We start from the raw sequence: 18,468 nt of genomic DNA on the forward strand, positions 1-18,468 counted from the left end.
TGGGCCGCGCCGTCGAGCCGGACGACCGTCCGGCCGCGGAAGCGGCGGCGGTCCCGGGCGGCCCGGCGGTACGGGGCGGCGGGCATGCCGCCCTTCGGTGCACGCCGGCCTCCCGGCCCGGCGTGCACCGGCCCGGCGTGCACCGGCCCGGCGTGCACCGGCCCGGCGTGCACCGGCCCGGCGTGCACCGGCCCGGCGTGCACCGGCCCGGCGTGCACCGGCCCGGCGTGCACCGGCCTCCTCCGGTGCCGCGACGGCCTCGCACCGTGCCGGCCGCCGCAGCCCCTCCGTCTCCCGGCCGTACCCGCGCCCCCGCACCCCGCCGCACCCCGCCCCAGTAACGCCCGCACCCCCGTATCGCCCGCAGCCCCGCCGACCGGTCCGGCCCCCGTCGCTCCGTTCCGGTGGACCGCCGGGCTCCGCCGCCACGCCGGACGCGACCGCCCGCAGGCCCGGCCGCCCCGCGGCCCGGCCGGGCGGCGCGGAGGAACACTCGTCGAAGGTGAGTCGCATGTCCCCCGTCAGCCCCGAGCTGATCTCCCCCCGGTCCCCCCGCGTGTCCGCCGCCCGGCGGCTGGCCAGGCGGAACGTCCGGGGCAAGGAGCGGCTGTTCCTCGCGGAGGGCCCCCAGGCGGTCCGGGAGGCCGCCGGGCACGGGGACCGGCTGGCCGAGCTGTTCGTGACCGTCGAGGCCGCCGAACGCCACGCCGACATCGTGGCGGCGGCACACCTCGCCGGCGCCCGGGTGCACCTCGCGGCCGAACAGGTGATCGCCGACATCTCCACCACCGTCACACCGCAGGGCCTGGTCGGAGTGTGCCGGTTCCTCGACACGCCGTTCGAGGAGATCCTGCACGCCCGGCCCCGGCTGGTCGCCGTGCTCGCCCACGTCCGCGACCCCGGCAACGCGGGTACCGTCCTGCGCTGCGCGGACGCCGCCGGCGCGGAGGCCGTCGTGCTGACCGACGCCTCCGTCGACCTGTACAACCCCAAGGCCGTACGCGCCTCCGTCGGCTCGCTGTTCCACCTGCCCGTCGCCGTCGGCGTCCCCGTCGAGCGGGCCGTCGCCGGCCTGAGGGACGCCGGTGTGCGGGTGCTCGCCGCCGACGGGGCGGGCGACCGGGACCTCGACGAGGAACTCGACCGGGGCACCATGGGCGGGCCCACCGCCTGGGTGTTCGGCAACGAGGCGTGGGGGCTCCCGGAGGAGACCCGCGCGCTCGCGGACGCCGTCGTGCGCGTACCCATCCACGGCCGCGCCGAGAGTCTGAATCTGGCGACCGCCGCAGCCGTATGCCTGTATGCGTCGGCCCGTGCGCAGCGCGCCGCCGGAGGCTGCCGTCGGGCGGCCGGAGGGTAGCCTCCCGCCGGTCCGCCGCCCCGGCCGGACCGCGCCGGAACAACGGCAGACCCTAGTAGGGTGACCTGCCCGGAGGCCCTCCCCCAGGCTCTCGGCTGCGCTGAGCGGGGAGGCAGCTGCATTGCCGTCTGAGAGGTGGGGTACGGGGACATGGCCGTGGGCACGGGCAGTGCAGCGGAGGGGAACGACGCGGGCCGGCCACCCGAGCCGCGCCGAGCCGACCCGGGACCGCCCCGCCCCGACGCTCCCGGCGACGCCGCCGACGGCGACCTGCCCGCCCCTGGGGACGACGGCGTCCGCGACCACCGGCCCGGCCCGGGCACCGACGCCGCCGCCCGGCCCGCCGGCGGGCCGGGCGCCGGGCTCCCCGCGCCCCGGGCCGCCGCCTCACCCGCCGGCACACCCCGGGCCGCGGCCCCCGCGCCCGGTGGTCCCGCCGACGCCCGGCCCCGCCGGGACACCGCCGGCCGGAGCTCCACCCCCCTGCGGGACCGCGGCCCCGGCCACCCCGGCCACGGCGGCCCACGCGGGCTCGGGGTCCTGCCCGACGACCTGCCCGACGGGCTCGTCGTCGCCGACGAGCACGGCCGGGTGATCTGCTTCAACGCCGCCGCCGAACGCATCACCGCCGTCCCGGCAGACGACGCCCTCGGCCGCCGGCTCGACGCCGCCCTGCCGCTGGAGGACCTCGACGGACGGCGGTGGTGGCAGCTCACCGACCCCTACGGCGGGCTCGCGGTCCGCACCGGGCAGCCCGAGCGGAACCTGCTGCTGCCGGGCGGCCGGGAGGTCCTGGTCACCGCGCGGTACGTGCGCGCCCGCCCGGCCGGCCCCGTGCACCGGGTCGTGGTCAGCCTGCGCGACACCGAGGCCCGCCGCCGCACCGAACGCAGCCACGCCGAACTGATCGCCACGGTCGCCCACGAACTCCGCTCCCCGCTCACCTCCGTCAAGGGCTTCACGGCGACCCTGCTCGCCAAGTGGGAACGCTTCACCGACGACCAGAAGCGCCTCATGCTGGAGACCGTCGACGCCGACGCGGACCGGGTCACCCGGCTCATCGCCGAACTGCTCGACATCTCCCGCATCGACTCCGGCCGCCTGGAGGTCCGCCGCCAGCCCGTCGACATCGGCGCCGCCGTCGGCCGTCACATCCAGGCCTACGTCGCCGCCGGACAGCCCGCCGACCGGTTCCTGCTCCGCCTCGAACAGCCGCTGCCCGACCTGTGGGCCGACCCCGACAAGATCGACCAGGTGCTCGGCAACCTCCTGGAAAACGCCGTGCGGCACGGCGAGGGAACTGTCACCATCGGTGTCAGGCCCGCGCCCTCCCCCCGAGAGGGGGAGGACACCGGCACGTCGGTCACCGTGAGCGACGAGGGCCCCGGCATTCCGGAGGAGTCCATGAACCGCGTCTTCACCCGCTTCTGGCGGGGCAGCAAGCGCGGCGGGACCGGGCTCGGGCTCTACATCGTCAAGGGGATCGTCGAAGCCCACGGCGGCACCATCACGGTCGGCCGCGCCGCCGTCGGCGGCGCCGAGTTCCGATTTACGCTGCCCGTGGCCGCACCGGCCTATCTCGACCGGTGACCCGCGGGCGCATCCGCACCCCCTCACCCCGTTAGACTCGGCCTTTGGCACCTTTGTGTCCTGCACACGGCCGCCCAGCGCTGTGCACCGGCCGGTCACGGGGACCATCCGCCAGCCAATCGGAAGCACGGGAAGAGATGTCGGCACCGAATAAGTCGTACGACCCTGTCGAGGTCGAGGCGTTGAAACCGGAAGAGATCGAGCGCATGCGGGACGAGGCGCTCGCCGCCTTCGCCGCCGCGGACTCCCTCGACGCGCTCCAGGAGGCCAAGACCGCCCACACCGGCGGAGCCTCCCCGCTGGCCCTCGCCAACCGCGAGATCGGCGCCCTGCCCCCGCACGCCAAGGCCGCCGCCGGCAAGCTCGTCGGCCAGGCCCGCGGCGTCGTCAGCAAGGCCCTCGCCGCCCGTCAGGGCGAGCTGGAGGCCGAACGGGACGCCCGCGTGCTCGTGGAGGAGGACGTCGACGTCACGCTGCCCCACGACCGTGTGCCGGCCGGCGCCCGTCACCCGCTGACCACCCTCTCCGAGCGCATCGAGGACATCTTCGTGGCCATGGGCTACGAGGTCGCCGAGGGCCCCCAGGCCGAGGCCGAGTGGTTCAACTTCGACGCGCTCAACATCGGCCCGGACCACCCCGCCCGCGGCGAGGCCGACACCTTCTTCGTGCAGGGCCCCGACGGCGGCTCCGAGTCCGGTGTCGTGCTGCGCACCCACACCTCCCCGGTGCAGATCCGCTCCCTGCTCGACCGGGCGCTGCCCGTCTACGTGATCTGCCCCGGCCGCGTCTACCGCACCGACGAGCTGGACGCCACCCACACCCCCGTCTTCCACCAGGTCGAGCTGCTCGCCGTGGACGAGGGCCTCACCATGGCCGACCTCAAGGGCACCCTCGACCACATGGTGCAGTCCCTGTTCGGCGAGGGCATGAAGACCCGGCTGCGCCCGAACTTCTTCCCCTTCACCGAGCCGTCCGCCGAGATGGACATGGTGTGCTACGTCTGCCGCGGCGAGTCCGTCGGCAACCCCGACCGGCCCTGCCGCACCTGCTCCTCCGAGGGCTGGATCGAACTCGGCGGCTGCGGCATGGTCAACCCGCGCGTGCTGACCGCCTGCGGCGTCGACCCGCAGAAGTACAGCGGCTTCGCCTTCGGGTTCGGCATCGAGCGGATGCTGATGTTCCGCCACAACGTGGATGACATGCGAGACATGGTCGAAGGTGACGTCCGGTTCACCCGGCCCTTCGGGATGGAGATCTGATGCGGGTCCCGCTTTCCTGGCTGCGGGAGTACGTCGACCTGCCGGCCACCGAGACCGGCCGCGACGTCCAGGCCAGGCTCATCGCGGCCGGCCTGGAGGTCGAGACCGTCGAGCGCCTCGGCCACGACCTCAAGGGCCCCCTCGCCGTCGGCCAGGTGCTGACCGTCGAGGAGCTGACGGAGTTCAAGAAGCCGATCCGCTTCTGCACCGTCGACGTCGGCCGGGCCAACGGCACCGGCGAACCGCAGGAGATCATCTGCGGCGCCCGTAACTTCGCCGTCGGCGACAAGGTCGTCGTGGCCCTCCCCGGCGCCGTGCTGCCCGGCGACTTCCAGATCGCCGAGCGCAAGACCTACGGCCGGATGTCCCGCGGCATGATCTGCTCCAGCGACGAGCTGAACATGGGCGACGACGGCACCAAGGGCATCATCGTGCTGCCGCCGGAGACCGAGGTCGGCCGCGACGCGGTCGAACTGCTGGAACTCGTCGACGAGGTGCTCGACATCGCCGTCACCGCCAACCGCGGCGACTGCCTGTCCATCCGCGGCGTCGCCCGCGAGACCGCCATCGCCTACGGCCTGCCGCTGCGCGACCCGGCCCTGCTCGACGTGCCCGGCCCCAACGCCTACGGCTACCCGGTCCAGGTCGCCGACCCGGCCGGCTGCGACCGCTTCACCGCCCGCACCGTCTCCGGCCTGGCCCCCGAGGCGCGCTCCCCGATCTGGCTCCAGCGCCGCCTGCAGAAGGTCGGCATGCGCCCGATCTCCCTCGCCGTCGACGTCACCAACTACGTGATGATGGAGCTCGGCCAGCCGCTGCACGCCTACGACCGCACCCTGGTCCGGGGCACCATCGGCGTCCGCCGGGCCGAGGAGGGCGAGAAGCTCGTCACCCTCGACGGCACCGAGCGCACCCTGCACGCCGAGGACCTCGTCATCACCGACGACCGCGGCCCCATCGGCCTGGCCGGCGTCATGGGCGGCGCCAACACCGAGATCGCCGACCACGACGACGTCGAGAACGCCACCACCGACGTCGTGATCGAGGCCGCGCACTTCGACGCCGTGTGCATCGCCCGGACGGCCCGCCGCCACCGGCTCTCCTCGGAGGCCTCCCGCCGCTTCGAGCGGGGTGTGGACCCGGCCGCCGCCGCGGCCGCCGCACAGCGCACCGTCGACCTGCTGGTCCTGCTCGCGGGCGGCACCGCCGACGCAGGCGTCACCGAGGTCGTCGCGCCGTCCGCGCCGCACACCGTCACCCTCCCCGCCGACCACCCCGACCAGGTCGCCGGCGTCACCTACGGCCGCGAGACCGTGGTGCGGCGCCTGCAGGAGACCGGCTGCGACGTGTACGGGCAGGACGAGCTGATCGTCACCGTCCCGTCCTGGCGCCCCGACCTGCTGGAGGCGAACGACCTCGCCGAGGAGGTCATCCGCCTGGAGGGCTACGAGAACCTGCCCTCCACGCTGCCCAGGCCGCCCGCCGGCCGCGGCCTCACCCACCGCCAGCGGCTGCACCGCCGCGTCGGCCGCGCCCTGGCCGGCGCGGGCTACGTCGAGGCGCCCAGCTACCCGTTCGTCGCCGAGCGGGTCTTCGACCAGCTCGGCCTGGACGCCGCCGACCCGGCCCGCCGTGTGGTGAAGCTGGTCAACCCGCTCAACGACGAGGAGCCCGCGCTCCGCACGACGCTGCTGCCGGGCCTGCTGGGCGCGCTGCGCCGCAACGACGGCCGCGGCTCGCACGACCTCGCCCTGTTCGAGACGGGGCTGGTTTTCCAGCCGCGCGAGGAGCAGCGCGTGGCCGGGCACCTGCCGGTGGACCGCCGGCCCACCGACGAGGAGATCGCCGCGCTGGACGCCGCGCTGCCCGCGCAGCCCCGCCATGTGGCCGTGGTCCTCGCCGGCGCCCGCGAACAGGCCGGCTGGTGGGGCGGGGGCCGTCCGGCCCACTGGGCCGACGCCGTCGAGGCCGGGCGTGCCGTCGCCCGCGAGGCCGGCACCGCGCTCACCGTCCGCAAGGGCGTCTACGGGCCCTGGCACCCGGGCCGCTGCGCCGAGTTCGTGATCGACGCCGACGGCACCGAGACCGTCGTCGGGCACGCCGGCGAGCTGCACCCGCGCGTGGTGAAGGCGTTCGGGCTGCCCGAGCGGACCTGTGCGATGGAGCTGGATCTGGACGCGCTGGAGCGGGCCGGCGACGGCACGCCGCAGGCTCCGGGCATCTCCGCGTTCCCCGTCGCCACCCAGGACGTCGCCCTCGTCGTGGACAAGCCGGTGCCGGCCGCCGAGGTCGAGGCCGCGCTGCGGGAGGGCGCCGGCGAACTGCTGGAGGCGATCCGGCTGTTCGACGTGTACGAGAACGACGACCAGCTCGGCGCGGGCCGCAAGTCGCTCGCCTACGCGCTGCGGTTCCGGGCGCCCGACCGGACGCTGACGGTCGACGAGGCCTCGGCCGCCCGCGACGCCGCGGTCGCCCGCGCGGGCGACCGCACGGGAGCCGTCCTGCGCGGCTGACCCCGCAGCACGTCGTGTGACCGGCCCCGCCACCGTGCGGGGCCGGTTTCGTCGTTCCGTCCCCCCTCGTTCACTCGTCCGGGTGGCAAATCCCGGGCGCAGTGGCCCCTTCGGGCCATGACGTGGACAGAATCGGACCGGCCTTTCGGGGCCGGTCGATCTGTGCCGTCAGGGCCTGGACGGGGGGCCAACGACATGATCCGTATCAGGCGGCCGCTGCGGGGAGCCCAGGTGCTGGGGCCACCCACGCTGTGGGGAGCCCTGGCCGTCGTCTACAAACTGGCCTGGCCGGTGGAACAGCCGTCCGGGCTCGCTGCGCGGGTCGCCACCAGCGCCGTGTTCTTCGCCGTCGGCACCGGGCTGATACTGCACGTTCGGTGGCTGCTGCTGCGGGAACTGCGTCAGGCGCGCCGTGTGGCCCGCACCGCGCAGAGCGTGCTGCTGCGTCCCCTGCCACCGCGGGTGGCGGGGCTGGGCACCGCCGCCGCCCAGCTCTCCGCCGACCGCGGGGCGTGCGTCGGAGGCGACCTGTACGAGGTGGTCGCCACCGAGCACGGTGTCCGCGCGGTGATGGGCGACGTACGCGGCCACGGCCTCGCCGCGCTCACCACCGTCGCCGCCGTGCTCGGCAGCTTCCGGGAGGCCGCGCACGACGAGCCGGACCTCGGGCGGCTGCTGCGCCGCATGGACAGGGCCCTGGCCCGCCATCTGCGGGAGCGGGCCCGCGGCGAGCACCCGGCGTCCGGGGCGGCGGCCGGCCCGCCCGCGGCCGACCCGGTCGCCGAGGAGTTCGTGACGCTGGTGCTGCTGGAGATCCGCCGGGACGGCGAGGTGCACGCCCTCAACTGCGGCCACCCCTGGCCCTACCGGCTCTCCGCCGCCGGTGCGGAGCCCCTGGTGGCGGAGGACCCGCTGCCACCGCTGGGCCCGTTCCCGCTGCCGTCCGACCTGGCCGCGCTGCCCTGCGGGCGCCTGCTGGGCGGGCAGAGCCTCGTCCTCTACACGGACGGCGCGGAGGACGCCCGGGACGGTCGCGGCCGGTTCTTCGACCTGCGCCTGGCGCTGACCCGGGGCGCCGGCACCGGTCCGCGGGCCCTGGTGCGGACCGTGCTGCGCTCCCTGCTCCACCACACCGGCGGTCGCACCACGGACGACATAGCCCTGCTGGTCCTGCGCAACGACCGGGCGAGCGCGCCGCCCCCGCCGCCGGGGACGCCCGGAACCGCCCGGGACGCCGCCCCGCGGCCCCAGCCCACCGTTCCCTAGGCCGCGGCCCCGCAGCAGCCCGGGGCGCGCCGCACCGCGGTCCGGGCCCGCCGGGTGAGGCCGGCAGGCCGTCCGCCCCGCCGCGGAGTGTCGGGCAGGCGGCCGGGCGGACGGCGGGAAGCGGACCGCCGCACTGTACGAGGGGGAGCCGGCGGCCCGGCCGGCCTCTTGCGAGGCGACCCAGTCAACCCGCCCGCAACGCTCCGCGACAGCGCGCACACCCTGCGGATTCGGGCACTCCGTTCACACCCCGTGTGAAGACACACCCACTACTCTGTCCGGCACCAGTCATCGGGGGGCACCCATGCAGCCCAACACCCTGCTCGACGCGATCCTGGACGAGGCCGGGATCTCCCACGCCGGGCTCGCCGCACACGTCAACCAGGCGGGCCGGGCCCGCGGTCTGGCCCTGCGGTACGAGCACACCGCCGTGGCCCGCTGGCTGAAGGGGCAGCGCCCGCGCGGCCAGGTGCCCGACCTGATCTGCGAGGTGCTCGCGGTACGGCTGCAGCGGCCCGTCACGCTCGACGACATCGGCCTCGGCGTCCCCGGCGAACCGGCCGGCCTCCACGCCGGCTCGCTGTCGGGGTTCGTGGAACGGGCCACCGCGCTGTGGCGTTCCGACGAGCAGCAGCGCCCGCACATCCTCGGCGCTCCCGCGGTCACCGGCACTCCCGCGGTGATGCCGGTGTGGGAGTGGGAGAACCCGCCCGAGGACGTGGACGTCTCCCGTGGCGGCCGGCACCGCGTCACCCCGTCCGACCTGGAGATGCTGCGCGCCGCCCGGACGCACTACGAGCAGCTGTACCGCAAGGCCGGCGGCGTCGCGACGCGCAGCCGGGTCGTCGGGTTCCTCAACGCCGAGGCCGCCCCGCTGCTGCGGGGCGGCTACACCGACGCGACGGGCCGTCAACTGCACCGGGCCACCGGCGGGCTGGTCGCGATCGCCGGGATCTGCGCGTACGACTCCGACGCGCACGGCCTGGCCCAGCGGTACTTCCACCAGGCGCTCAGGCTGGCGAAGGCCAGCGGAGACCGGGGGCTGGGCGCGTACGTGATCGCGCTGCTGGTCAACCAGTCGCTGTTCATGTGCGAGTACCGCCAGGCGGTGGCCTTCGCGGAGGCCGCGCTGCGGACCGCGGGCCCCCACATCACGCCCGCGCTGGGGTCCGACCTCTACGCGATGCAGGCGAAGGCGTACGCGCACCTCGGCGACGGCACGAGCGCGCTGTCCTGCATCCGGCGCGCGGAGACGGCCGCGGCACGCATCCACCGCGGACGCGAGCCCGACGAGACCGGCTATGTCCAGCCCGGCCTGGTCAACGTGCAGGTGGCGGAGGCGCTCCTCAGCCTCGGTGAGGTCCGGGCGGCCGCGGAGCACGCCCTGGCCGCCGTCGACACCCCGGCCCACGACCGCGGCCGGGTGCACCGGCTGGCCATGCTCACCACGATCGAGCTGCGCCGGGGGAACGCCGACAAGGCGGTGGCCACCGCGGTGCAGATGGCCGAGCAGGCGCGGGGGATGGAGTCGCAGCGGCTGCGCGACAGACTCCGGGCGGTGCGCGAGCACCTGGTGGGCAGCGGCTGCGCGGGCACCACCGAGGCCGCCGAACTCATCGACGGGGCCCTGCGCGTACCGCTGTGACCCCCGGGCGGCCGCCGGGCTTCACCCTGCTCCCGTGCGCCCGCCGCGCCGCCATCGCCCGGCCCTGAGCCTGCTGTCGCCTCGCTCCTGCTGCGATATTGCCACCAACCCGACGGAAGGTGGCAGAACCGTGCAGTGGGTGAAGAGAAACGAACAGACTGTGTACTCAAATCGCTGGTTCCGGGTCAATCTCGCGGATGTCGAGCTGCCCGACGGCCGGCATCTCGACCACTTCCTGATCCGGCTGCGGCCCGTCGCCGTGGCCACGGTCGTGAACGAGGCCAACGAGGTGCTGCTGCTGTGGCGGCACCGCTTCATCACCGACAGCTGGGGCTGGGAGCTCGCGGCCGGCGTCGTCGAGGACGGGGAGGACGTCGCCCGCGCGGCCGCCAGGGAACTGGAGGAGGAGACCGGCTGGCGGCCGGGGGCCCTGCGCCATCTGATGACGGTGGAGCCGTCCAACGGCCTCACCGACGCCCGGCACCACATCTACTGGTCCGACCGGGGTGAGTACGTCGGACACCCCGTGGACGACTTCGAGTCCGACCGCCGGGAGTGGATACCCCTCAAGGTCGTACCCGACCTGGTCGCCCGCGGCGAGGTCCCGGCCGCCAACATGGCGGCCGCGCTGCTGTTACTGCACCACCTCAGGCTGGGCCAGGACGCCCCGTCCCGGGGCTGATCCCGCCCCGCACCGGCCGGGCAGGTCCACCCGCCCTGCCCGGCTCCGGAGGCGGGCGCGCTTCCCGCGGCGGGGTGCCCCGCTCAGCGGCCCAGTGCCTGCCAGAGGGTCACGAGGAGAGCGCCCGCGGCCGCGAGGGCGGCGACCGAGGGCAGCGGCCAGCGGGCGTGCTCGAGGGTGACGAGCCGCGTGTGCAGCGCGTCGAGTTCCTTCGCGGTCTCCTCGGTGCGATGCGTCAGCAGAGTCAGCCCGCCCTCGACCCGTGCGTTCGACACATCGAGGCGGCGCCGTAACTCTGCGAGTTCTCCATGGACCACGGGATGCTCGGGATCGGCGGTCACGTGTCCGCTCCTTTCCGTAGGGGATCTCATCCCTTGCACATGCATCAAGAGTGAACTCGCCTGGTGGGCGCGTGGGGAGGGTGTGCGAACGGCATATGCGGGCCCGGTGCGCACACGGTGTGCGAATGCCGCGGGCCCGGCACCGAGGAGCGTGCCGGGCCCGCGGGGGCGACTCTGGGTAGTCAGCTGTAGGAGTAGAAGCCCGACCCGGACTTGCGGCCCAGCCGGCCCGCGTCGACCATCCGCTGCAGCAGCGGGGGAGCGGCGTACTGAACCGCCCTGAAGTTCCCCCTGCGAACTGGACAGCGGGTGTTTACGCAGCCGGGACGAGGTTCAGCCTGAGCAAGGATCGCGTTTCGAGCGGGGTGACGTACCCGTAGTCGGGGTGCCGACGGAGCCGGCTGCGGTTGAACTCGACCTCGACGTAACGGAAAACGTCGGCCCGGGCGGCCTCGCGGGTCTCCCACACCGTCGTCCCGATCTCGGCTTTCAGGATGGCGAACCAGCTTTCCGCGGCGGCGTTGGCATTCACCGTCGGATGCGCTCGTTCCCCGCGTCGACGATGGACGTGTGCGGTTGGTCCATCCGTTCCACCCGCGGTCCGGCGAGGCGTTCGAGTTCCTGGAGCGGATGAACTCGTGGCGCGGGGACGTGGTGCTGGCCCTGGATGAGCAGGGACGCAGGTGCTCGTTCCGGTGGAGTGGACGGACATGGCGCCGGTGGATGCGTTCGTCGAGGAGGCCGGCGGGACCTGTCCGTTCCGGAACGGACCGCGACTGCCTGGGCCGGCTTCCTGCGCCCCCAGGCCGACGCCTTGCTGGCCATGGACTTGATCGAAACAATCACCCTGACCGGGCAGCGGCAGTACAAGCTGGCCGTCATCGAGCACGCAACCCGCCGCATCCGCGTCCTGGGCACCACCGCGCACCCCACCGAGGGCTGGGTGACCCAGGCGGTCAAGAACCTCGTCATGGACCTTGAGGACGTGGGCGCGCACGTCGCCTACCTGATCCGCGACCGCGACGCGAAGTACCCTGCCCTGATCGACGAGATCCTCGCCGACGTCGGCATCCAGAGCGTGTTCACCGGCGTCCGCATGCCAAGGACGAACTCGATCATGGAGAGATGGGTGCTCAGCCTCCGCCGCGAGCTCCTCGACCGCACCCTCATCTGGAACGCTCACCACCTGCGCCATGCCCGGCGCGAGTACGAGCGGTTCTACAACGAGCACCGCACCCACCGCTCCCTGCTGGCAGCCGCGCCGCTGCGCGCACTCCCCGAAACCATCACCGACTCCAGGGAGATCGCTCGCCTCGACATACGTCGACACGACCGCTTCGGCGGAGTGGTCCACGAGTACCAACACGCCGCTCGACCTGCACGGACATGGTTCTCGGCACGCACAGAGTTCGAGCAGTTCTACAACGGACACCGGCCTCACCAGGGCATCGCCAACGCCCGACCGCTAAGCCCGCTGCCCAACCCATCGCCGATCCGTAGCAGATCGTCGGCCTCGGCATCCGCCGAGGCGACCGACTCGGCGGCATCCTCCACGAGTACGAACGTGCCGCATGACGTGCATCCAGCAAGGGCAATGTCAACAGCGCGACAGACGGAGAAGGCCGGCGCCCCGTCACTGCTCGAGCAGCAAGATCGCGTCCCCGACGGCCCCGGCCATACGATGTCCCCCCACCGCGAGGACTGTTCGCCGTCGGTAGAGCAGTCAGGGTCCGCCGCGTACATCCTGCTGCTCCACCTCGGGCAGGACCCGCGCCACCGTGGCGAAGTCGTTGTCGCGGTGCAGCACGATCAGCCCATGGTGTACGGCCGTGGCGCACATGAGGAGGTCTATCGCTCCCGCGCTGCGGTGCTGGCCCTTCTGCGTCAGCTTGTACTGCGCCGAGTCGACCCACCGCCATGCGTCCTTGGGGACCGCCACGCGCCCGAACAGGTCCGACAGGTCCGCGTCCATCTCGTCACGGTCGGCGGGCCCGGTCGCGCTGTAAAGGATCTCCGCGCGCGTGGGCTCGCAGATGCCGATGGCGCCCGTTTCTATCTCGGCATCCCAGCGGCGCCGGATCGAGGGTTCGCTCACCAAGTCGACGTATGCGCCGGTGTCGATCAGGTATGTGATCACTCGGCGCCCTCGCGGCCGTCGAGTACGGCAGCCTCGGTGCGCTGGGTGGCCTTACGTGCCTGCCATACCCGGCGCGTCGGATCAAACTCTCCGCGCGCTGCCCGCTCGGCCAGGCGCTCGGCTGCGGCGCGCCGCTTGTAGCGCTGTACGGCCTCGCGTAGGGCGGTGTTGATGGTGTCGCGCTTGGTGGTCGTGCCGAATATCTCAGCGGCGGCGGCCAGGGCGTCGTCGTCCAGATCCACGTTGGTCACGCTCACGCGACCCACCTCCCATGTTGATCGTGTGGGAACCTGTGCCACTAGTCACACATCATAGCGCGGCGACCAATGATCACATCGAACAGCACCCACGACGTGCGAGGGTCGGCGAGAAGCCGCTGCCAGACGTCTATCAGTAGCTCGGTGTCCACGCCGATCATCGTGTCGCAGAGCACCGGCACAGGGTGACGATCGGCCGACAGTCTCGGCGAATACGCGACTCCTGAGCATGCGGGCCCACCAGTCCCGAGGCCGTGAGAGCCGATGGAAACCCCCTGAGAACTCCCTGAAGGTGTAGACGATCACCGAGGGCCGCTACCCGGATGCCGGGTGGCGGCCCTCAACGTTGCGTCGTAGGTCAGCGGGCTGGGACTCGAAGACGCAGGTCAGCTGTAGGAGTAGAAGCCCGACCCGGACTTGCGGCCCAGCCGGCCCGCGTCGACCATCCGCTGCAGCAGCGGGGGAGCGGCGTACAGCGGCTCCTTGTACTCGGCGTACATCGAGTCGGCGATCGAGACGACCGTGTCCAGGCCGATCAGGTCCGACAGCTTCAGCGGGCCCATGGGGTGGGCGCAGCCGAACTCCATGCCGTTGTCGATGTCCTCCCGGCTCGCCATGCCGGACTCGAACATCCGGACCGCCGACAGCAGGTACGGCACCAGCAGCGCGTTCACCACGAAGCCGGAGCGGTCCTGGGCGCGGATGGCGTGCTTGCCGAGGATCTTCTCGGCGAACATCTGGGCGCGGCTGAGGGTGCCCTCCGACGTGGTCAGCGCCGGGATCAGCTCGACGAGCTTCTGCACCGGGGCCGGGTTGAAGAAGTGGATGCCGACGACGTGGTCGGGGCGCGAGGTCGCCACGGCCAGCTTCACCAGCGGGATCGAGGAGGTGTTGGAGGCGAGGATCGCGTCCGGCCGGGTCACCACCTGGTCGAGGACCTGGAAGATCTCGGTCTTGACCTGCTCGTTCTCCACGACGGCCTCGATGACCAGGTCCCGGTCGGCGAACTCGCCCAGGTCGGTGGTGAAGCTCAGCCGGGCCAGGCTGGCGTCGCGCTCCTCCGCGGAGATCTTGCCGCGTTCGGCGGCCTTGCCCAGGGAGTTGAACAGCCGGGTACGGCCGATCTCCAGGGCCTCGCCGGTGGTCTCGGCGACCATGACGTCCAGTCCGGCACGGGCACAGACCTCGGCGATGCCCGCGCCCATCTGACCGCAGCCCACCACTCCGACGCGCTCGATGTCTGTCACATCGTCCCTTTCGCTGCTTGTGTACGGCTGTGGCAGGCCCGCGGGCTTCCCGCGACTGCTCCGTCCGTGCACGTTACCCTCAAGTATCGATGATCGATCGGCGGGGTGGGGCATCCTGGCCCGGGACTCCGCCGGCGAGCGAGCGGATCCGCAGCGCAGGGAGTGTGCCCGGATGGGACGGATGTCGCGGCGCGCGTTCGCGGTGGCGGCGGTGTCGGGGCTGGCGGCCGGCCGCGGCGGCGCGGCCGCGGGCGGGCCGGGCGGCGGGCGGGACGGGACGGCGGGCACCGCCGGGGCCGGCCGTGAGCGGGCGGCCGTGGAGATGCGCGGGATGTGGCTGGCGACCGTCGCCAACCGCGACTGGCCCTCCCGCACCGGACTGTCCGCGGCCCGGCAGCGCGCCGAGCTGATCGCCCACCTCGACCGGACCGTCGCCTGCCGGCTCAACACGGTGATCCTCCAGGTGCGGCCCGCCGCCGACGCGCTGTGGCCCTCGCCGTACGAGCCGTGGTCGCAGGTGCTGACCGGTGTGCAGGGCGGCGACCCCGGCTGGGACCCGCTGGAGACGGCCGTACGGGAGGCACACGCACGGGGCCTGGAGCTGCACGCCTGGTTCAACCCGCTGCGGGTCGCCACCCACGGCGACCCCGGGCGGCTCGCCGCCGCCCACCCCGCGCGCCGCCGCCCCGACTGGGTCGTGGCTCACGGGGGCCGGCTCTACTACGACCCGGGGCTGCCCGAGGTCCGTGCGTTCGTGCAGGACGCGATGCTGGACGCGGTACGCCGGTACCCCGTCGACGCCGTCCATTTCGACGACTACTTCTACCCCTACCCGGTGCCCGGCCAGACCTTCGACGACCAGCGCTCCTACGACGCCCACGGCGGCGGCTCCGCCGGCCGGGCCGCCTGGCGCCGGGACAACATCGACCGCCTGGTGCGCGACATGGCGGCCGGGATCCGGCGGACCCGCCCGGGCACCCGCTTCGGGATCAGCCCCTTCGGTGTGTGGCGCAACGCGGACACCGACCCGCGCGGCTCGGACACCCGCTCCCTGCAGGCCTACGACGACCTGTACGCGGACACCCGCACCTGGGTGCGGGAGAACTGGATCGACTACGTGTGCCCGCAGTTGTATTGGTTGGCACAACCTCTTGACCAGCAGGTTCCGGCAAATTATTCCGTCCTCGTGCCGTGGTGGTCATCGGTTGTCCGGGGTACGGGCGTACAGCTCTACATCGGCGAAGCCCTGTACAAGGCGGGTGATCCGGCGCAGCCTGCGGCCTGGCAGGACCCGGCGGAGCTGTCCCGGCATCTCACGCTGGCCCGTCGCCACCCCGAGGTGAGCGGCCACGTCTACTTCGCGGGGGCGGACGTGGCCGCCGACCGGGCCGGCGCGCTGGCGCGGGTGGTCGCCGAACACTACCCGGGGCCGGCGCTGCCCCCGCGCTGACGTGCCGTCAGGCCATCCGCCGGTCCCGGTGCCGGATCTCGGTGTCCGGTCCGGGTGAGCAGATGCCCTCGTGCCCGTCCTCGAAGCGGACCCGGTACGGGGGGTTGCCCTGCTGCCCCATCACCTCGACGATCTCGCCGACCTTGTCGTGTTGACCGACCACCCTGCCGTGCTGGACAAGCTGGTCGCCCACGGTTGCACGCATCTGGGCCTCCTCACGGGACGGAAGCAGCGGTCCGTGGCCGTCGGGCCCGCGGCGGACGGGTGCGGGAGAGCGTGCCGTACGGTGCGCTCAGCCACGGGCCCGCTGGGTCACGGCGATGCACACCAGCACCGCCGCGGCCGTCAGCGGTGCGGCCACTGTCAGGTGCTCGCCCAGCAGCAGCACCGACCACACCAGTGTGAGCAGCGGCTGGGCCAACTGCAACTGGCTGGCGCGGGGGATGCCGACGGACGCCATACCCCGGTACCACAGCACCAGCCCCAGGAACTGCGAGCCCACCGCCACCCACAGCACTCCGGCCACGCTGTGCACGGTGAGCGCGGCCGGCTCGTAGGACAGGGCCACCGCGGCACCGGCCGCGCCGAACGGCAGGCACAGCACCAGCGCCCAGCCGATCACCTGCCAGCCGGGCATCACCCGGGCCAGCCTGCCGCCCTCGGTGTACCCGGCCGCGCACACCAGCAGCGCCGCGAACAGATACAGGTCGGCGCCGGTGAGCGCCCCGCCGCTCTGCTGCGCGGTGAACGCCGCGACCACGACCGCCCCGGCCAGCGCCGCCAGCCAGAAGGTGCGCGAGGGGCGGACGCCCGTGCGCAGCGCGGAGAACAGCGCGGTCGTCAGCGGCAGCAGCCCCACCACCACGGCGGCGTGCGCGGTGGTGGAGGTCTGCAGGGCCAGGGTGGTCAGCAGCGGAAACCCGACGACCACCCCGCCGGCGACCACCGCCAGTCCGGCCCAGTCCGCACCCGCGGGCAGTACGAGCCGCCCCCGGCCGCGGGGGCCACGGGCGCGCAGCCCCGCGGCGAGCAGGCAGCCGCCTGCGACCAGTCCGGCCAGCACGCTGCGGACCGCCACCAGCGCCCAGGGCCCGAACCCCTCCAGCCCCCACGCGGTCGCGGGAAAGGTCAGGGAGAAGGCGGTCACGCCGAGGGCGGCCTGGACGATGCCGGAGGCGGGCCGTCGAGGAACGTCGACCGCTATTCGAGTCCGGGCAATAGCGCTACTCTGTGCTCTCATGCATGAGCGTAGCAGCGTCGCTGAACTGGCCACCGTCCTGCGGAGTGAGCTGAGCCGCTACTCTCCCGGCGAGAAGCTGCCGTCGAGCCGCGCCCTCGTCGAACGGTTCCGGGTCAGCCCGGTCACCGTCTCGCGGGCTCTGGCCCGGCTCGCCGCCGAGGGCCTGGTCGTGACCCGGCCCGGCGCCGGAGCGTTCCGGGCCCGGCCGCGCGAGACGCCCCCGGCGGCCGGCGACACCTCCTGGCAGGAGGTCGCCCTCAGCGCGGCCGGCACCGCCGACCTCGTCCCGCGCACGGTGGACGCCTCCGGCGTGACGGTCTCGCTCGCCGCGCCGCCGCCCGGCGTGATCGAGTTCAACGGCGGCTACCCGCACCCCGGCCTCCAGCCCGAGAAGGCCATGGCCGCGGCCCTCTCCCGGGCCGGCCGGCGACCCGGCGCGTGGGGGCGGCCCCCGCTGGAGGGGCTGCCCGAACTGCGCGAGTGGTTCGCGCGCGGCATCGCCGACAGCGTCAGCGCCGCCGACGTCCTCGTCACCGCCGGCGGCCAGTCGGCCCTCACCACCGCCCTGCGCGCGCTCGCCCCGCCCGGCGCCCCCGTCCTCGTGGAGTCGCCCACCTACCCGGGCATGCTGGCCATCGCCCGCGCGGCCGGACAGCGCCCCGTACCGGTCCCCACCGACGCCGACGGGGTACGGCCCGAGCTGCTCACCGACGCCTTCCGGGCCACCGGCGCCCGGGTGTTCGTCTGCCAGCCGCTGTTCCAGAACCCCACCGGAGCCGTGCTCGCCCCCGAGCGGCGCGCCCGGGTGCTGCGCATCGCCCGCGAGGCGGGCGCCTTCGTGGTCGAGGACGACTTCGTCCGCCGGCTGGCCCACGAGGACGCCGGAGAGCTGCCGCCCCCGCTGGCCGCCGACGACCCCGACGGCGTCGTCGTCCACGTCGGCTCGCTGACCAAGGCGACCTCACCGAGCTTCCGCGTCGGCGCGCTCGTCGCCCGCGGCCCGGTGCTGGAGCGGCTGCGCGCCATCCAGGTGGTGGACACCTTCTTCGTGCCGCGGCCGCTGCAGGAGGCCGCCCTGGAACTGGTCGGCTCCCCGGCCTGGCCCCGCCACCTGCGCGCGCTCGGCGCCGCGCTGCGCTCCCGCCGCGAGGCGATGGCCGGCGCGCTGCGGCGGCACCTGCCCGAACTCGACCTGCCCCACATCCCCTCCGGGGGCTACCAGCTGTGGGCCCGGCTGCCCGAGGACCTCGACGAGGCCGCGCTGCCCGCGGCCGGCGCCCGCGCCGGTGTCGCCCTCACCCCCGGCCGCCCCTACTTCTGCGCCGAACCCCCCGCCGGACACCTCCGCCTGAGCTTCGCCGCGGTGGCCGGGACCGCCGAGATCACCGAGGGCGTACGGCGCCTGCGGGCCGCCTTCGACGAGGCGCTCCGGCCGAAACCCCCTCGCCCCCGCGGTGACGGACTGCGAGGCTGACCCCATG

At 73.9% G+C, this 18,468-nt stretch carries 16 protein-coding genes and 2 pseudogenes; 11 read left to right on the forward strand and 7 right to left on the reverse strand.

Annotated features, from left to right (window positions below; translation table 11 throughout):
• The first annotated feature begins 511 nt into the window (after window positions 1-511).
• The 7 genes from AC5K6T_RS08085 (at window position 512) to AC5K6T_RS08115 (ending at window position 10,315) form a co-directional block, all read left to right on the forward strand.
• Window positions 512-1,360 carry a TrmH family RNA methyltransferase gene (locus AC5K6T_RS08085; protein WP_493206929.1) on the forward strand — a complete coding sequence of 283 codons (849 nt, stop codon included), beginning with the start codon at window positions 512-514 and terminating at the stop codon, window positions 1,358-1,360.
• Window positions 1,361-1,843: 483 nt separating this feature from the next.
• Window positions 1,844-2,950, forward strand: coding sequence for a sensor histidine kinase (locus AC5K6T_RS08090; RefSeq protein ID WP_493207414.1), 1,107 nt, complete (start codon window positions 1,844-1,846; stop codon window positions 2,948-2,950).
• 137 nt (window positions 2,951-3,087) lie between these two features.
• The gene (gene pheS, locus AC5K6T_RS08095) at window positions 3,088-4,209 is read left to right on the forward strand and encodes a phenylalanine--tRNA ligase subunit alpha (RefSeq protein WP_493206931.1); all 1,122 of its coding nucleotides are present in this window, start codon (window positions 3,088-3,090) and stop codon (window positions 4,207-4,209) included.
• On the forward strand, window positions 4,209-6,722 hold the full coding sequence (gene pheT / locus AC5K6T_RS08100) for a phenylalanine--tRNA ligase subunit beta (RefSeq protein WP_493206933.1): 2,514 nt from the start codon (window positions 4,209-4,211) through the stop codon (window positions 6,720-6,722). The genes pheS and pheT overlap by 1 nt, the downstream gene beginning before the upstream one ends.
• A gap of 195 nt (window positions 6,723-6,917) precedes the next feature.
• Window positions 6,918-7,988 (forward strand): PP2C family protein-serine/threonine phosphatase, encoded by a 1,071-nt coding sequence (locus tag AC5K6T_RS08105; protein ID WP_493206935.1) that lies wholly within the window; start codon window positions 6,918-6,920, stop codon window positions 7,986-7,988.
• Between the two features lie 304 nt (window positions 7,989-8,292).
• Window positions 8,293-9,633, forward strand: a complete 1,341-nt coding sequence (locus AC5K6T_RS08110; RefSeq protein WP_493206937.1) for an NsdA family TPR-like regulatory protein — start codon at window positions 8,293-8,295, stop codon at window positions 9,631-9,633.
• Between the two features lie 130 nt (window positions 9,634-9,763).
• Window positions 9,764-10,315, forward strand: a complete 552-nt coding sequence (locus tag AC5K6T_RS08115; protein WP_493206939.1) for an NUDIX hydrolase — start codon at window positions 9,764-9,766, stop codon at window positions 10,313-10,315.
• An 83-nt stretch (window positions 10,316-10,398) separates the two neighbouring features.
• Here the strand turns inward: AC5K6T_RS08115 and AC5K6T_RS08120 are convergent, their stop codons facing one another.
• Window positions 10,399-10,656 (reverse strand): hypothetical protein, encoded by a 258-nt coding sequence (locus AC5K6T_RS08120; RefSeq protein ID WP_493206941.1) that lies wholly within the window; start codon window positions 10,654-10,656, stop codon window positions 10,399-10,401.
• A 182-nt stretch (window positions 10,657-10,838) separates the two neighbouring features.
• Window positions 10,839-10,925: pseudogene (locus AC5K6T_RS08125) on the reverse strand (3-hydroxyacyl-CoA dehydrogenase family protein); the annotation flags it as partial.
• A gap of 361 nt (window positions 10,926-11,286) precedes the next feature.
• Between AC5K6T_RS08125 and AC5K6T_RS08130 the strand changes: the two are divergent.
• Together AC5K6T_RS08130 and AC5K6T_RS08135 are read left to right on the forward strand one after the other, a co-directional pair.
• Window positions 11,287-11,637: a hypothetical protein gene (locus AC5K6T_RS08130; protein ID WP_493207415.1), complete on the forward strand. Its 351-nt coding sequence runs from the start codon at window positions 11,287-11,289 to the stop codon at window positions 11,635-11,637.
• 136 nt (window positions 11,638-11,773) lie between these two features.
• Window positions 11,774-11,860, forward strand: a pseudogene (locus AC5K6T_RS08135) (hypothetical protein); the annotation flags it as partial.
• 519 nt (window positions 11,861-12,379) lie between these two features.
• On the opposite strand, the gene AC5K6T_RS08140 reads toward AC5K6T_RS08135, so the two are convergent.
• From AC5K6T_RS08140 to AC5K6T_RS08150, 3 genes are all read right to left on the reverse strand, one after another.
• Window positions 12,380-12,793: a PIN domain nuclease gene (locus tag AC5K6T_RS08140; protein ID WP_493206943.1), complete on the reverse strand. Its 414-nt coding sequence runs from the start codon at window positions 12,791-12,793 to the stop codon at window positions 12,380-12,382.
• Window positions 12,790-13,050, reverse strand: coding sequence for a type II toxin-antitoxin system VapB family antitoxin (locus AC5K6T_RS08145; RefSeq protein ID WP_493206945.1), 261 nt, complete (start codon window positions 13,048-13,050; stop codon window positions 12,790-12,792). The genes AC5K6T_RS08140 and AC5K6T_RS08145 overlap by 4 nt, the downstream gene beginning before the upstream one ends.
• A gap of 386 nt (window positions 13,051-13,436) precedes the next feature.
• On the reverse strand, window positions 13,437-14,297 hold the full coding sequence (locus AC5K6T_RS08150; RefSeq protein ID WP_493206947.1) for a 3-hydroxybutyryl-CoA dehydrogenase: 861 nt from the start codon (window positions 14,295-14,297) through the stop codon (window positions 13,437-13,439).
• 172 nt (window positions 14,298-14,469) lie between these two features.
• Here AC5K6T_RS08150 and AC5K6T_RS08155 point away from each other — a divergent pair, with 172 nt between their 5' ends.
• Window positions 14,470-15,747, forward strand: coding sequence for a glycoside hydrolase family 10-like protein (locus AC5K6T_RS08155; RefSeq protein ID WP_493206949.1), 1,278 nt, complete (start codon window positions 14,470-14,472; stop codon window positions 15,745-15,747).
• A 7-nt stretch (window positions 15,748-15,754) separates the two neighbouring features.
• On the opposite strand, the gene AC5K6T_RS08160 is transcribed toward AC5K6T_RS08155, so the two are convergent.
• Window positions 15,755-15,952 (reverse strand): DUF1918 domain-containing protein, encoded by a 198-nt coding sequence (locus AC5K6T_RS08160; protein WP_493206951.1) that lies wholly within the window; start codon window positions 15,950-15,952, stop codon window positions 15,755-15,757.
• A gap of 87 nt (window positions 15,953-16,039) precedes the next feature.
• Window positions 16,040-16,987: a DMT family transporter gene (locus AC5K6T_RS08165; protein ID WP_493206953.1), complete on the reverse strand. Its 948-nt coding sequence runs from the start codon at window positions 16,985-16,987 to the stop codon at window positions 16,040-16,042.
• Here AC5K6T_RS08165 and AC5K6T_RS08170 point away from each other — a divergent pair.
• Window positions 16,986-18,461 carry an aminotransferase-like domain-containing protein gene (locus AC5K6T_RS08170; protein WP_493206955.1) on the forward strand — a complete coding sequence of 492 codons (1,476 nt, stop codon included), beginning with the start codon at window positions 16,986-16,988 and terminating at the stop codon, window positions 18,459-18,461. The two genes, AC5K6T_RS08165 and AC5K6T_RS08170, sit on opposite strands and share 2 nt — an antisense overlap.
• Window positions 18,462-18,468 lie beyond the last annotated feature (7 nt).

Source organism: Streptomyces sp. B8-7 (assembly GCF_058833805.1).